General features: G+C 73.0%; 14 protein-coding genes. 5 read left to right on the top strand and 9 right to left on the bottom strand.

What is annotated here, in order from left to right:
• Positions 1–4: 4 nt before the first annotated feature.
• The 5 genes from ACWEPL_RS29350 to ACWEPL_RS29330 all read right to left on the bottom strand — a co-directional run bounded on the left by ACWEPL_RS29350 (position 5) and on the right by ACWEPL_RS29330 (position 2490).
• Positions 5–376 carry a hypothetical protein gene (locus ACWEPL_RS29350; RefSeq protein WP_363982130.1) on the bottom strand — a complete coding sequence of 124 codons (372 nt, stop codon included), beginning with the start codon at positions 374–376 and terminating at the stop codon, positions 5–7.
• Between the two features lie 29 nt (positions 377–405).
• The gene (locus ACWEPL_RS29345) at positions 406–780 is read right to left on the bottom strand and encodes a roadblock/LC7 domain-containing protein (protein ID WP_350741003.1); all 375 of its coding nucleotides are present in this window, start codon (positions 778–780) and stop codon (positions 406–408) included.
• 29 nt (positions 781–809) lie between these two features.
• Complete coding sequence (locus ACWEPL_RS29340) at positions 810–1712, bottom strand: hypothetical protein (protein ID WP_452438042.1); 903 nt, start codon at positions 1710–1712, stop codon at positions 810–812.
• Between the two features lie 3 nt (positions 1713–1715).
• Positions 1716–2090, bottom strand: coding sequence for a roadblock/LC7 domain-containing protein (locus ACWEPL_RS29335; RefSeq protein ID WP_319719198.1), 375 nt, complete (start codon positions 2088–2090; stop codon positions 1716–1718).
• A gap of 268 nt (positions 2091–2358) precedes the next feature.
• On the bottom strand, positions 2359–2490 hold the full coding sequence (locus tag ACWEPL_RS29330) for a hypothetical protein (RefSeq protein ID WP_452438041.1): 132 nt from the start codon (positions 2488–2490) through the stop codon (positions 2359–2361).
• 80 nt (positions 2491–2570) lie between these two features.
• On the opposite strand from ACWEPL_RS29330, the gene ACWEPL_RS29325 reads away from it, so the two are divergent.
• The 4 genes from ACWEPL_RS29325 to ACWEPL_RS29310 are packed head-to-tail and all read left to right on the top strand — an operon-like array spanning position 2571 to position 7456.
• On the top strand, positions 2571–3293 hold the full coding sequence (locus ACWEPL_RS29325) for a FadR/GntR family transcriptional regulator (protein ID WP_449910467.1): 723 nt from the start codon (positions 2571–2573) through the stop codon (positions 3291–3293).
• A gap of 1 nt (position 3294) precedes the next feature.
• Positions 3295–4098, top strand: a complete 804-nt coding sequence (locus ACWEPL_RS29320; RefSeq protein ID WP_452438040.1) for an SDR family oxidoreductase — start codon at positions 3295–3297, stop codon at positions 4096–4098.
• Positions 4099–5124: an alcohol dehydrogenase catalytic domain-containing protein gene (locus ACWEPL_RS29315; protein ID WP_452438039.1), complete on the top strand. Its 1026-nt coding sequence runs from the start codon at positions 4099–4101 to the stop codon at positions 5122–5124.
• A 58-nt stretch (positions 5125–5182) separates the two neighbouring features.
• Positions 5183–7456 (top strand): glycoside hydrolase family 6 protein, encoded by a 2274-nt coding sequence (locus ACWEPL_RS29310; RefSeq protein WP_452438038.1) that lies wholly within the window; start codon positions 5183–5185, stop codon positions 7454–7456.
• A 7-nt stretch (positions 7457–7463) separates the two neighbouring features.
• Here the strand turns inward: ACWEPL_RS29310 and ACWEPL_RS29305 are convergent, their stop codons facing one another.
• Genes ACWEPL_RS29305 through ACWEPL_RS29290 form a run of 4 tightly spaced genes read right to left on the bottom strand, consistent with a single transcriptional unit; the run spans position 7464 to position 11403 of the window.
• On the bottom strand, positions 7464–8045 hold the full coding sequence (locus ACWEPL_RS29305) for a GTP-binding protein (RefSeq protein ID WP_350740995.1): 582 nt from the start codon (positions 8043–8045) through the stop codon (positions 7464–7466).
• Positions 8026–8376 carry a DUF742 domain-containing protein gene (locus ACWEPL_RS29300; protein WP_452438037.1) on the bottom strand — a complete coding sequence of 117 codons (351 nt, stop codon included), beginning with the start codon at positions 8374–8376 and terminating at the stop codon, positions 8026–8028. The genes ACWEPL_RS29305 and ACWEPL_RS29300 overlap by 20 nt, the downstream gene beginning before the upstream one ends.
• Positions 8373–8798 carry a roadblock/LC7 domain-containing protein gene (locus tag ACWEPL_RS29295; protein ID WP_363982151.1) on the bottom strand — a complete coding sequence of 142 codons (426 nt, stop codon included), beginning with the start codon at positions 8796–8798 and terminating at the stop codon, positions 8373–8375. Before ACWEPL_RS29295 ends, ACWEPL_RS29300 begins: the two co-directional genes overlap by 4 nt.
• Complete coding sequence (locus tag ACWEPL_RS29290) at positions 8779–11403, bottom strand: nitrate- and nitrite sensing domain-containing protein (protein ID WP_452438036.1); 2625 nt, start codon at positions 11401–11403, stop codon at positions 8779–8781. The genes ACWEPL_RS29295 and ACWEPL_RS29290 overlap by 20 nt, the downstream gene beginning before the upstream one ends.
• A 561-nt stretch (positions 11404–11964) precedes the next feature.
• Between ACWEPL_RS29290 and ACWEPL_RS29285 the strand changes: the two genes are divergently transcribed.
• Positions 11965–13248 carry a YcaO-like family protein gene (locus ACWEPL_RS29285; RefSeq protein WP_452438035.1) on the top strand — a complete coding sequence of 428 codons (1284 nt, stop codon included), beginning with the start codon at positions 11965–11967 and terminating at the stop codon, positions 13246–13248.
• Positions 13249–13259: the final 11 nt, after the last annotated feature.

Here is a 13259-nt window from a genome sequence, read left to right as displayed (position 1 = left end):
GGGGTCAGACCTCCAGTTTCTCCTCGATGCCCCGGAGCTGGTGCCGGGACATGGCCAGGTTGGCGCGCCCACGGTCGAGCGCCAGGTAGAGGAACAGCCCCTTCCCTCCGCGCCCCGTGATCGGCCGGATGATGTGGTACTGGCCGCCGAGCGTGATGAGGATGTCCTCGATGCTGTCCTTGAGACCGAGCGAGTCCATCGTGCGGAGCTTGGCCTTGACCACCTCCGTGTTGCCCGCGGCGGCGACCTGCAGGTCCAGGTCCTTGGAGCCGCCGAGGGTGCCCAGCGCCATGCCGCTCCCGTGATCGACGATCGCCGCTCCGAGGGCGCCGTCGATCGTCATCATCTCCTTGAGCGAGACGTCCATGCTGGCCATTGTTCTCTCCCTTTCTGCCAGGGGACGGTTCAGTGCCTACGTGCTGCGACGGCTGCCACTCCGGCGGCCGTCTTCCTGCCCTCCAGCCGCAGCAGCCCGACGTTCGCGCCGGGCTTGGCCAGGACTGTGAGGACGATGGTGGGGCCGGCGGCGTAGAAGGCCACGAAGCCGGCGGTGCCCGAGATGAGCGTTTCCTCAAGAGCGCCGTGGCCGGTCATGGTCAGCATCCGCCTGCTCATCGCGAGCAGCGCCGCCGACAGCGCAGCGGTCTGCTCGCCGCGGTCTCCTTCGAGGTCGCAGGCGATCTGTATGCCGTCCACGGTGCAGGCGACGCTTCCGCTCACGTCCGGTGTGCGCTCGCGCAGGAGCGTCATTTCCTCCAGAACCTCTTTCCGCAGCTCCACCGGTGGCCTCCTCCTGAGTACGGGGAACCTCACGCCAGCTCCTCGAGCGCCTTCTTGAGCCGCATCAGCAGCGCCAGATCGGTCGGGTCTCCCGTCACGGGCGGGCCGAGCGGCTGGGCCACCGCCCCGGGATCGTGGGGCGGCCGCTCGTAGGGGTGCCGCGCCCGCTTCGGCAGCCAGGCTCCAGGCGCTTCACCACCGTCGGCGACCTCATCGGGCTCGGTGGCCCCGGCGGTCCCGGCGGGCTCGGCATGCCTGGGCCGCTTGTCGGCGGGAGCGGCCCGGCCCGGGTCGGGTGGGGTGAGCAGGCCCGCGGCCGCCAGCCTCCTGACCGCCAGCAGCACCGCGTAGCCCGATCGCCCGAGCTGCTTGGCCAGCTCCAGCGGCGTGGCCTTGTGGTCGGCGCCGACGATCACCTCCCACTGGACCCGGGTCAGCGTCACCCCGTGCCCGGGCAACCACGGCACCGGCCGTACCGGCAGCGTGTCCACCTCCGCGGACGGCCAGATGTCGGCGAGGTGCGCCCGCCGCCGCCCGCACTCCCGCACCAGCCCCGCCACCTCGAAGAACCACTGCCCGCCCAGCCAGTGCCGCTCCCCCGGCCGGAACTTGGGCCGCGTCCCGCTGATCGGCAGCAGGAAGAAGGCCGCGTCGAGAACCGCGCCCAGCACCGCGAACTGCAGTTCGCCGGGCGTGAGCGGCCCCTCCTCCAGGAGCCGCGCGCAGCCGCCGTCCGCCTGGAGCCCGCGCAGCGCCGCCTCCGTCATCCGGCCCCGGGCCGTGAGCAGGCGCTCGACGCCCGGGGTCTGGGCGCACTCCATGTACGTCACGCGCCCGTCGTGGAGGAAGATCGTGCCGTTCCTCCCGAGCCGGAGCGCGCCCGTCGAACGCTCGTGCGCCAGCCCGGCCAGGAGTGCGTCGAGCCTGGTCATGACTCACGTCGTCAGCTGGCTGGAGACCGACCGCAGGCGGTGGCGCGCCAGGGCCAGGTTGGATCGTTCCAGGTCAAGGCGTACGTAGATGACCAGCGGCCCCTCGAAGACCGTCTCCAGCGGCCTGAGCAGATGGTGCCCCTTGTCCGTCGTGACGAGCATGTCGTCGATGCGGACGACCTCGCCCGGGCACGCGCGGGCGAGGCCGTCGGTCGTGGCCCGCAGCGCCTCGGTCAACGCGGCGGCCGACCGGTCGGCGTCCACGCCCGAGGCACTGCTGAAGGCCACCGCCATGCCGCTGGTGTGGTCGAGCAGCATGGCGTCCAGCGCCCCCGGTATGGACATGACCTCCGCCAGGCAGGTGTCGATTCCGAGCACGTGATCCCCCTCGCCGTAAGTGGAACGGGGACAGCGTAGGGGGGTTATGAATCGCACTGAAGTGGCCCATAGACCTGCGGTTACGCTTTTATGTGGCCAAGGCAGAGAAAACCAATACCCATACACATAGTTCTGATATTTGCGAGCATTTCTCGTAACGAATCAGCCGTTCAGCTCCGGCGGCCCCGGGGCGTGACCGACACGGCGGCGAACTTCGCCCGGCCGGTCCCCGTGCTGGTCTGCAGGCCGATGAAGCTGGAGGCGGGGATCAGGGTGGGATCGACGACGGACAGGACGAACCGGAGGCGCGGGCGAGCAGGACGTTGTCCCGCACCGCGCCCCGTTCGCTGATCGGCGTGATCGAGGCCGAGACCGCGTAGTCCAGCGCGTCGATCCGCACGTTGCCCTGCAGCGTCTGCGGCGGGCATCCCCACCGAAGCCGTTATATAGTGTGTTTAATCATACTTTTAAGGGTTGTCGATGGTCGAAAGCGCCCGGCCGGGTGGCCTGCACGCGCAGCTCGTTGACGCGCTCGGACGCCGGATCGCGCACGGCGACTTCCCCGTGGGCGGCATCGTCTCCCCCGAGCGCGTCGAGTCCGAGTACGAGGTGTCCCGGACGGTCGTGCGCGAGGCGCTGCGCTCGCTGGAGGTGCTCGGCATGGTCCGCCCGCGCCACAAGGTCGGCACCACCGTCCAGCCCCAGGAGAGCTGGGCGCTGCTCAACCCGCAGGTCATCGCCTGGCGGGCGGACGGCCCCGACGCCGACACCCAGCTCGGCGAGCTGCTGACGCTGCGGGAGGCCCTGGAGCCCGCCGCCGCCAGGATCGCGGCGCTGGGTGCCCGGCAGGCCCTCGTGGACACCCTCCGCGAGCACCTCCGGGACATGCGGGACGCCTACGAAAGACGCAGCCGCTCCGCGTTCGTGTCGGCCGACACCGGCTTCCACCGCACGGTCCTGAGGGGCGCGGACAACGCGGTCCTGAGCCAGCTCGTGCAGACCCTCATCGCCACCCTGCACGCCCGCTACTCCGACCGCCACCAGTTCTTCACCGCCGACACCGCCGCCTCGCTGGACCGGCACGAGCAGGTCGTCGAGGCCATCGCGGCCATGGACCCGGCGGCGGCGGAGGCCGCGGCCGCGTCGCTCGTCCGCGCGTCACGCGTCGAGGTTCTCGGATCCGCACCTGCAAGGGAGAGTTGACGTGCCCCTCCAGACCGCTCCAGGCGTCCCGGCGTTCGACCTGACAGGCAGGCTCGCCCTGGTCACCGGCTCGGGTCGCGGCATCGGGCATGCCATCGCGCGCGGCTACGCGCTGTCGGGGGCGCGCGTCGTGCTGAACGGCCGCGACCCGGCGCGCCTGGAGGCGGCGGCCGCAGCCCTGCGCGAGGAGCTCGCCCCCGGCCGTCCACCCGGCGACGTGCAGGTCCACGCGTTCGACGTCACCGACCCGGCGCAGGTCGAGCAGGCCTGCGAGGCCGTCGTCACCGCGTACGGCTGCCCGGACATCCTCGTCAACAACGCCGGCGTGCAGATCCGCGGCCCCCTGACCGAGATCCCGGTCGACGACTGGAAACGCGTGGTCGACGTCAACCTCACCAGCGGCTTCCTCGTCGGCCGCGCCTTCGCGCGCCACATGCTCCCCCGGGGCAGCGGGAAGATCATCAACATCTGCTCGGTCCAGAACCACCTGGTGCGGGCCACCACCGCCCCCTACGCGGCCGCGAAGAGCGGGCTCGGCGGGCTCACCCGGGCGATGTGCGCCGAATGGGCGTCCGCCGGCATCCAGGTCAACGGCCTGGCCCCCGGCTACATCGACACCGACCTGAACGCGTCCCTGGTCGCCGACCCCGACTTCAGCCGCTGGATCACGCGGCGCACCCCCGCGGCGCGCTGGGGCCGCGTCGAGGACGTGGTCGGCCCCGCGATCTGGCTCGCCTCACCGGCGTCCGACTTCGTCAACGGCCAGGTCATCTACATCGACGGCGGAATGACGGCGGTGATCTGAATGGACGCGAAGGCCCTCGTCGTCACCGGCCCCGGGCACCTGACGGTCGAGACCCGGACCACCCCGGCGCCGCGACCGCACGAAGCCGTCGTCACGGTCGTCTACGGCGGCATCTGCGGCTCCGACCTGCACTACTACAGGAGCGGGCGGGTGGGCGAGTCCGTCCTGCGCTCCCCGATGGTCCTGGGGCACGAGGTGGTCGGGGTCGTCGCCGAGCCCGCCGCCGACGGCTCGGGGCCGCCGGCGGGCGGCCGCGTCGCCGTTCACCCCGCCCAGGTGTGCGGCCGCTGCGGCTACTGCCTGCGCGACGAGCAGAACCTCTGCGCGGAGCTGCGCTATCTCGGCAGCGCCGCCCGGATGCCGCACACGGACGGCGGGTTCGCCGAGCGCCTCGTCGTGCCCGCGAGCCGCCTCGTGCCGATCCCCGACGGGCTCGACCTGCGGACTGCGGCGCTGGCCGAGCCCGCCTCGGTGGCGCTCCACGGCCTGCGCCGGCCGGGCTCCGGCGTCGAGGGCCGCGACGTGCTGGTGATCGGCGCGGGCCCCATCGGCCTGCTCTGCGCCGCCCTGGCCGCCTGCGCGGGGGCGGCCACGGTCACGGCGACCGACGTGTTCGGCGAACCCCTCCGGCTGGCGCTCCAGGTGGGCGCGACCCACGTCGTCCGCGCGGACCTCGGCGAGCCGATCCCCGCCGCCGACGTCGCGATCGAGTCCTCCGGCTCCCAGGCCGGGCTCGTCTCCGCCCTGGAGGCGCTGCGCCCCGGCGGAACCCTCGTCAACGTGGGGCACCTGCCCCCGGGCGGGGTCACCGCGCCGCTGCACCTCGCGGTCACCCGCGAGCTGACCCTGATGGGGTCGAGCCGCTTCTACCACGAGATGCCGGCCGCGTTGTCGATCATGAGCGGGGACGCCGGGCGGTTCGCACCCATTGTCACGTCCGTCTTCGGGCTCGGCGCGGCTGTGGCGGCGTTCGAGGAGGCGGCCGACGCCCGGCGGTCGAGCAAGGTCCTGCTCGCGTTCAGCTGAACCCCCGTGCCGCTCCGGCCGTACCTCCTGTCGACTGTCGGGTCGGGATGGGCGGGCGATGGCGAACGGCACCAAACACGGCGAGGCGGTGGACGGGCGGACCGGCGACGACCCGCGGCGGATCGGCGGCCACCGCATCGTGCGCCGGCTCGGCTCCGGCGGGATGGGCGTCGTCTACCTCGCGAAGAGCCGTTCGCGGCGGCTCGTGGCGATCAAGGTCATCCACCGGCACCTCGCCGGCGACCCGGAGTTCCGGCGGCGCTTCCGCCGCGAGGTCGCGACCATGCAGCGGGTCGCCCCCTTCTCGACGGCTCCCGTGCTCACGGCCGACCTGGACGGCGAGACGGCGTACGTCGTCACCGAGTACGTCCCGGGACCGACGCTGTTCCGCGCGGTCGTGGAGCGGGGCCCGATGTCGGGCTCGGAGCTCGAAGAACTGGCCATGAGCACGGCGGTGGCGCTGTGGGCCATCCACGCGGCCGGCGTCGTCCACCGTGACCTCAAGCCGTCGAACGTGCTGCTGTCCCCCATGGGCCCGAAGGTCATCGACTTCGGCCTCGCCTTCGTCTCCGACTCCACGACCCTCTCCGTCACCAGGATGGGCACGCCGGCGTACATGTCGCCCGAGCAGGTGCGCGGGCTGGCGTCGCCGGCCTCCGACGTCTTCGCCTGGGGCGGTGTCATGGCCTTCGCCGCGAGCGGGCGGCCGCCGTTCGGCTCGGGGGCGGGTCACGACGTGCTCTACCGCGTGGTCCACGAGGAGCCCGTGCTCCCCGAGCTGGGCGGCGTGGTCGGCCGGCTGGTGGCGCGGGCGCTGAGCAAGGACCCGGCGGCCCGCCCGACGGCCGCCGAGCTCGTGGACGCGCTCGGCGGGGGCGCGACGATCCGCCTCTCGCCCGACCTCGTCCCGGTCGGGCCCCCTCCACGACGCCGGGCGAGCGGCCGGTTCCCGTACGAACCCAGGGTGCCGGGCCCGGCCGCCACCGCCTCGGGCCGGAGCCACGCCGTCCCCGAGCAGGGCCACGCCGCCGCGGAGAAGGGCCGCACCACACCGGACCGGAGCCACGCCGCCCCGGCGCACCGGGGCCGGCGGCGGGGGACGTCCAGGCGCTGGGCGTGGGCCGGCGGCACGGTGGCCGCGCTCGCCGTGGCGACGGCGGGCGCGTACCTGCTCCCCAGCCTGTTCCCCGGCCTGCCCGCCGTGACCCCGGCGGTGAACCCGGCGGTGAACCCCGCCGTCGCGAAAGAGGCGGGCACGCTGTGGCGGGAGCTCCCCGGCGAGAACCCGCTGCGCGCGGACGGCGTGCGGTTCTACGTGCAGCCGGACACCGACGCGGCCCGGCAGTCCCGGACCTGGTCGGCGCAGGGCAGGACGGCCGACGCCGCCCTCATGCGGGCGCTGTCGCAGGTCCCCCAGGCGATCTGGCTCGCCGGCGGCTCCCCCGCCGACGTCTCCCGCACCGCGCGCGAGGCGGTCGCCCAGGCCGAACGCCGGCGGACCGTCCCGGTGTTCGTCACCAACAACATCCCGGGACGTGACTGCTGGAACGGCGGCGCCCCCGACACCGCGGGCTACCGGGCGTGGATCGACGCGGTGGCCGAGGGCATCGGGAACCGGCCCGCGGTCGTCGCCCTGGAGCCCAGCGGCCTGGCGCGGATGCCCGGCAGCCCCGAGTGCCCGCAGGGCGGGGAGTCCGCCGCCGTCCAGCGGTACGCCGATCTCACCTACGCCGTGGAGACCCTGACCGGCCTGGCCCGCACCGCCGTCTACCTCGACGGCGGGCTGGCGGGCTGGCCCGCGTTCACGCAGATCGCCGACCGGCTGGTCAACGCGGGGGCGGTGCGCGCCGACGGCTTCTACGTCAACGCCGTCGGCTACCGGCCGACGGCGCGATCGCTCACGTACGCGGCGAAGCTGTCCAGGTGCGTCTATCTGAGGGCGGCGTCGCGGAGCGCCTCGTGCGCCGACGCGGCCCTGGCCGCCGTGCCGGACGACGCGCCCGGCCTGCCGCACTTCGTCGTCGACACGAGCCGGAACGGGGCCGGCGAGTGGCAACCACCCGCCGGGCGCTTCCCGGTTCCGGACGAATGGTGCAATCCCCCCGGCAGGGGCGCGGGCGCCCGGCCGTCCGCCGGCACCGGGAAGCCGCTGGCCGACGCGTTCCTCTGGCTCAACAGCCCGGGTTTCTCCAACGGCCAGTGCACCCGGGGCACCCCGGGACCGGCCGACCCGGTATACGGCGTCGTCACCCCGGCCTCCGGCCAGTGGTGGCCCGATCAGGCCCTCGAACGGGCGCGCAACGCCGTCCCGCCACTCACGCCGGCCCCCTGAACCCGGCTCATCCGCCTTCCACCGCGTACTTCACCAATGTGGTGAGCACCTCCTTGACCGATGCGCGGTCGCGGACGTCGCACAGCACGATCGGGATGCGCTCGTTCAGCGCGAGCGCCCGCCGCACCTTGGCCGGGTCGTGGCGGCGGGCCCCCTCGAAGCAGTTCACGCCGACCACGAACGGGACGCCGCGCTGCTCGAAGTAGTCCACCGCGGGGAAGCAGTCGCCCAGGCGGCGCGTGTCGGCGAGCACCACGGCGCCGAGCGCGCCGAGGGCCAGTTCGTCCCACATGAACCAGAAGCGGTCCTGCCCGGGAGTGCCGAACAGGTACAGCCACAGCCCGTCGCGGATGGTGATGCGGCCGAAGTCGAGCGCGACCGTGGTGGTGGTCTTGGACTCCACGCCCGAGGTGTCGTCCACCCCGATGCCCCGCTCGCTCAGCAGCTCCTCGGTGTGCAGCGGCCGGATCTCGCTGATGGTGCCGACCAAGGTGGTCTTGCCGACGCCGAAGCCGCCCGCGATGAGGATCTTGATGGCCAAGGCCGAGGCGACGGCGGTCGTCCCCGGCTCAGAGGCTGCGTAGTCCATGCAGCACTTCCCTGTAGATGCGTTCGTCGATCGTCTGCGCCGCGGGGCGCGGGCGCTCGATGGTGACAAGGCCCTCTCGCCGCACATCGCTCAGGATCACCCGGGTGATGTTGAGGGGCAGCCTGAGGTGCGCCGCGACGTCGGCCACCGGCGTGGGCCTCTGGCACAGCGACAGCACGGTGCGATGCTCCGGGAGCAGCTCCGTGGGCTCGTAGGTGCCGGCGACCGTCGTGACGATGGCCACCAGGTCGAACGCCTCGCCCTGCGGGCGCGCCCGGCCCCCGGTCAGCCCGAAGAGCCGGAGCAGCGGCCCGGGATCCTCCCCGGTCACTGTCTCGCGCCGTTCCAGGCGGGTGCCGGTGCCGCTCCCCTCGGCTGCGCGGAGAGGTGCTCGCCGACCCGCTTGACCATGAGCGCCATCTCGTACGTGACCATGCCCAGCTCGGCGTCGCCCGTGGCGAGCACGGCCAGCCGGGCGCCCTGGCCGGCCGCGGTGACGAACAGGAAGCCGTCCTCCATCTCGATGATCGTCTGCCGTACGCCGCCCATGCCGAAGTGGCGCCCGGCGCCCATGGCCAGGCTGTGGCTGCCGGCGGAGATGGCGGACAGGTGCTCGGCGTCCTCCCGGGTCAGGTCCCGGGAGCCGCCCATGGCCAGCCCGTCGGCGGACAGCACGATGGCGTGCCGGATGCCGGGGATGCGCTGGGTGAGGTCGTCCAGCAGCCAGCTCAGTTCACTTCTGGGGTCGGGCATCGGGATGGTCGTCCTTTCGGTTCCACACGTCTGGTCCCTGCTCCGCCTGGCGACGGCCTTGCTGCCAGCCGCGTTGCATGGACGACATGAGTTGTGCGAGCTCCTCCGGCGAGCGCGCCGGGGTGCCGCGCCGGTCCGCGCGTCTGGCGGAGCGGAGCTGGGGAGCCAGGCTGGCCTGCGGTACCCGCATCGGCAGCCCGTCGAGGTCTTCGTCCGCGTCCTCGGCCGGCACGGTGACGCTCCAGTCGGCGGGCGGGCCGGGCGGGGTGGCGGGGCCGGGGACCGGCGTCGGAATCCGGATCGGTCCAGTGGCGGGCCCGCTGGCCGGTTCCTCCACGAGCCCGCCCGCGAGTCCGTTCGCGGGTCCGTTCGCGAGTCCGTTCGCAGGTCCGCCCGCGAGTCCGTTCGCGAGTCCGCCCGTGAGCCCGTCCGTGAGCCCGTTGGAGGACGAGCCCGTGAGCCCGTTCGCGGAGCCGTTCACAGGCCCACTCACTGGCCCGGCCTGGATGATCGGGGTCGGCGCGGGCCCGGCCTCGAACCAGGTCCCGCGCTCCGGGGCGCGGGCGGGCGCGTCCGGCCCGAGGGGCGGGAAGGGCTCAGGGGCGACGGCCACCCCGCGGGACCGGGGCTCGGCGGGCCCGGTGCCGAGCGCGCGCATGGGCCTGGCTATGTGCGCGGCGACGCGGTCCGTGGCGGGCGCGACGACGACCGGGGGCTGGAGGTTGACGAGCAGGGAGGCCGGCAGCAGCACGATCGCGGTGGTCCCGTCGTACGGCGAGCGGCGCAGCGAGACCTTGATCCCGTGCCGGCCCGCGAGCCTGGACACCACGAACAGGCCGAGCCGGTCGCTGTCGGCCAGGTCGAACTCCGGCGGGTCGGCCAGCCGGGAGTTGAGCTCGTCGAGGGTGGACTGGTTCAGCCCCAGGCCCCGGTCCTCCACCTCCAGCGCGAAGCCGTTGGCCGCGGTCATGCTGCGGATGTGCACGGTCGTGTCGGGCGGGGAGAAGACGGTGGCGTTCTCCACCAGCTCGGCGACCAGGTGGATCACGTCGGTGACGGCGGGGCCGACCAGCAGCGGGGCGTTCGGCATCGGTACGACGGTGACGCGGGTGTAGTCCTCGACCTCCAGCCCCGCCGCGCGTACGACGTCGAACAGCGGCACCGGGTCGCGCCAGCGCCGCGCGGGGGCGGAGTCGGACAGGATGATCAGGTTCTCGGCGTGCCGCCGCATGCGGGTGGTCAGGTGGTCGAGCTTGAACAGGTCCTCCAGGACCTCCGGCTCCTCGACCCGGCGTTCCATGGTGTCGAGCAGCGTGAGCTGGCGGTGGAGCAGCGCCTGGTTGCGCCGGGCCAGGTTGAGGAAGACGAGGCCGACGCCCTTGCGCAGGGTCGCCTGGCCCACCGCCGCCTCGACCGCCGTACGGCGTACGGCGGAGAAGGCGTGCACCACCCGGTCGACCTCGGCGGTGTCGGCGCGGTCGAGGCCGGGCGCCTCGGTGGCCGGGTCCACGTCGTCGCCGCGGCGCAGCCGCTCGACCAGCCGGGGCAGCCGCCGCTCGGCCAGCTCCACGGCCGACTCCTGCAGCCGGCTGAGCTCGGCGATCAGCGAGCGGCCGAACCGGTACGACAGCGCCACCGACGCCACCACCGCGAACAGCCCCAGGAGCAGGACCAGGCCGATCCGCCAGTACGCGCCGGACTTCTGGGACTGCGCCTCCTCCGCGGTGCGGGCCAGCTCCGTCTGCGTGTCGCGGCTGATCGCGCCGAAGATGGCGTCGGCGTCCCGCTTCCACACGGTGGGGTCCACGGGCGGCGCGCCGCCGCTGGTGTCCCAGCCGAACAGCAGGTCCTCCGCGTCCACCAGCCGCTTGAACGACGCGCTGGCGACCAGCCGGTCGTAGTTCGCCCGCAGTTCGGGGCCGACGTCGCGCTCGGCGTTGGCGAAGACGAGCCGGCGGCTGGTCATCGCGGAGACGAACGACGCCCGGTCCCTGGGGGTCATCTTGTGGTGCACGATCGTGGTGGTGAGCACGGCGTGCTCACGGCCCAGATACTCGGCCGCGGCGCTGTAGGCCGCCATGCCGCGCACCGCCTGGTAGGACGAGACGTCGCTGAGCGCGTCGCGGTCGCTGAACTGCCCGTTGGCGACGCTGATCAGGTTGTTGTACGCCTCGATGATGGTCAGCGGCGGGGCCAGCACGCCGCCGTCGGCCGAATCGCGCAGTGACTGCAGCCCGTCGAGCGCCTGCAGCAGCGCCTGCACCTGGGCCGGGGTCTCCCCGTCCGCCGCCCCGACGTCGAGGGCGCTGATCACCTCGCGCAGCCGCTTGGCCTTGCCGTCGGTGATCCGGCGCTGCTCGGCCAGCGGCTCGTACGAGCCGGTGCCGCGGACCGCCTCCGCCGAGAGCTGGCGCTCCCGCTGTAACTCGACGATCAGCTGAAGCACCGGCGACCCGATGCCCTCCCAGCGGTCCTGCGCCTGGGAGACGGTGACGATCTCCTCAACGCTGGAGTAGGCGATGAACCCCCACAGAGCGACCATGGAGACCAGCGGAAGCAGGAGAATCCTGAGCAGCTTGGTACGGATCGGCGGGGGCGAACTCATCCATCATGTCCAATTCCGCGCACCGGATGATGCGCCGCCGGGCAGTCGCGAACCGGCACTACCCCGAGAATGTCCGCCACGACTGGCACGCCTGTGGTGCGTCCACTATGCCGATGGGCCAGATGTACTTCAAGGTACGGATGCGAAGAAACATCACGAATGGCGGGTTGACTCTTTGTCAGCACACGGTTCGTGACCGTAACGGCTGTCATCTCACTCAGAGTGACGATCTTGGGACTCCGGATGACAGGGGTGGGTACCCACCCCGGCCGCGGCCATCCCCCAGAAAATGTAAATAAGTCCGCAAATAGCCTTTCTAGGCTTTTGCAGAGGCGGCGCTACAATTAAGGCCGAAAGGAAGGGGGAGGCTCATGGGAAATGTCGTGGACTATATCGTGACCGAGTCGCTGGATCGCGCGACCCAGCACCTGACCCAGGCCGAACTCGACCGGCTGGGCGAGCTGCTGTCCGCCACGACCGGCGATGGCAGAAGGTAGGCCGCGTCGATTTCCGAAATCCCCGCGACGGGCGGGGCGGCCGTTCTGCGCGGCGGAACGAGCGGTGCCGCTGGACGAGGCCGGGAGGCGGGCGTCCGCGGCACTGACCGCGCTCGGCCTGCGGGCGGAGCTCGTGGACGCGGGCGACGGCCGCGACCCGACCGCCTGGTGGTGCCGCCTATTCGGCGACGCGGGGGAGCTCTCGCCGGTCGCGTGCGGGATGGGCAAAGGACGCCCGGACGAGGCCCGCGTGGGCGCTCTGTTCGAGGCCGTCGAGCACTACCTCACCGGCCCGGCCGGGTTCGACCCCGCCGCCGTGCGGCCCGTCGCGCCCGCCGCCCTCGCCACGGGCCCGCTGCGCGGGGACGCCTGCGCGCTGCTGCTGACCGGGACGCCCGGCCGGCGGATGGCCTGCCTGCGCTATCGCCTCCTCGACGGGCCGCCCCTCCCCCACAGGCGCGTCGACGCGCTGGTGCCGCTGTTCCTGTCGGCCCCCTGGTACGCCGAGACCGGCGCCGCGCCGCTGCGCGAGCTGGCCGGGGACGACTGCGACTACGCCGACCTGATGCGCTACAGCTGCAACAGCGGCTCGGCCGTCGGCATCACCGCCGCCGAGGCGCTGCTGCACGCCCTCAACGAGGCCGTGGAGCGGGACGCCCTGTCGCTGCTCCTCGTACGCGCCTTCCTGGGCGGGGACGGCTTCCGGCTCAGGCTGATCGACCCGGGGACGCTTCCGCACGGCCTCGCGCGGGCCTACGCGACGGCGGAGGAGCTGACCGGGTCACCGGTGCACCTGCTGGACATCACCAGCGACCTCGGCGTGCCGACGATGCTGGCGTACACGGCTCCGGCCGACCGCCGTCCGCACCGGCGCGGCGGCGGCACCTCGCTGGACCCGGCGTACGCCGCCTGGCGGGCGCTCACGGAGCTCGTCCAGGCCACGCTCGGCGAGGGTCTGCCGCACTCCGGAGCCGTACGCGGCGATCTGGCCGGGCTGGCGGCGCACCCCGCGTTGCACGCGTGCGGACGGTTCGACCTCACCGACGCCCTGCGGGAGGCGCAGGTGGTCCCCTTTCCGCAGGCCGCCGCGGCGGCCGGGACTCCCGGCGCCCAGCTGCGGAAGGTGGCCGCGATGCTGGCCGCGCGGGGCCACCCGGCCTACCACCGCATGGTGCGCGTCCTCCCCTGCGGGATCACCGCCGTGCACGTGATCGTGCCGGATCTGGAGCGGTTCATGCTGGTCACCGACGGCAACCTCGTCCTGCCCGGCCGCAGGGGGCTGGCCGTCGCGGCCGGACGGGTTTCCGAAACGCTGCCACAGGATTGGCGGCCCCCATCAATGAGGTGAATGGTTTTTCC

This window comes from Nonomuraea sp. NPDC004186 (genome assembly GCF_053603495.1).
This window is presented reverse-complemented; position numbering and strand designations above follow the sequence as displayed.

Coding starts and splice junctions, on each gene's coding strand:
- ACWEPL_RS29325 (WP_449910467.1), top strand. CDS start 2,571: ATGGTCGAAAGCGCCCGGCCGGGTGGCCTGCACGCGCAGCTCGTTGAC.
- ACWEPL_RS29295 (WP_363982151.1), bottom strand. CDS start 8,798: ATGCCCGACCCCAGAAGTGAACTGAGCTGGCTGCTGGACGACCTCACC.
- ACWEPL_RS29350 (WP_363982130.1), bottom strand. CDS start 376: ATGGCCAGCATGGACGTCTCGCTCAAGGAGATGATGACGATCGACGGC.
- ACWEPL_RS29290 (WP_452438036.1), bottom strand. CDS start 11,403: ATGAGTTCGCCCCCGCCGATCCGTACCAAGCTGCTCAGGATTCTCCTG.
- ACWEPL_RS29310 (WP_452438038.1), top strand. CDS start 5,183: ATGGCGAACGGCACCAAACACGGCGAGGCGGTGGACGGGCGGACCGGC.
- ACWEPL_RS29315 (WP_452438039.1), top strand. CDS start 4,099: ATGGACGCGAAGGCCCTCGTCGTCACCGGCCCCGGGCACCTGACGGTC.
- ACWEPL_RS29305 (WP_350740995.1), bottom strand. CDS start 8,045: ATGGACTACGCAGCCTCTGAGCCGGGGACGACCGCCGTCGCCTCGGCC.
- ACWEPL_RS29340 (WP_452438042.1), bottom strand. CDS start 1,712: ATGACCAGGCTCGACGCACTCCTGGCCGGGCTGGCGCACGAGCGTTCG.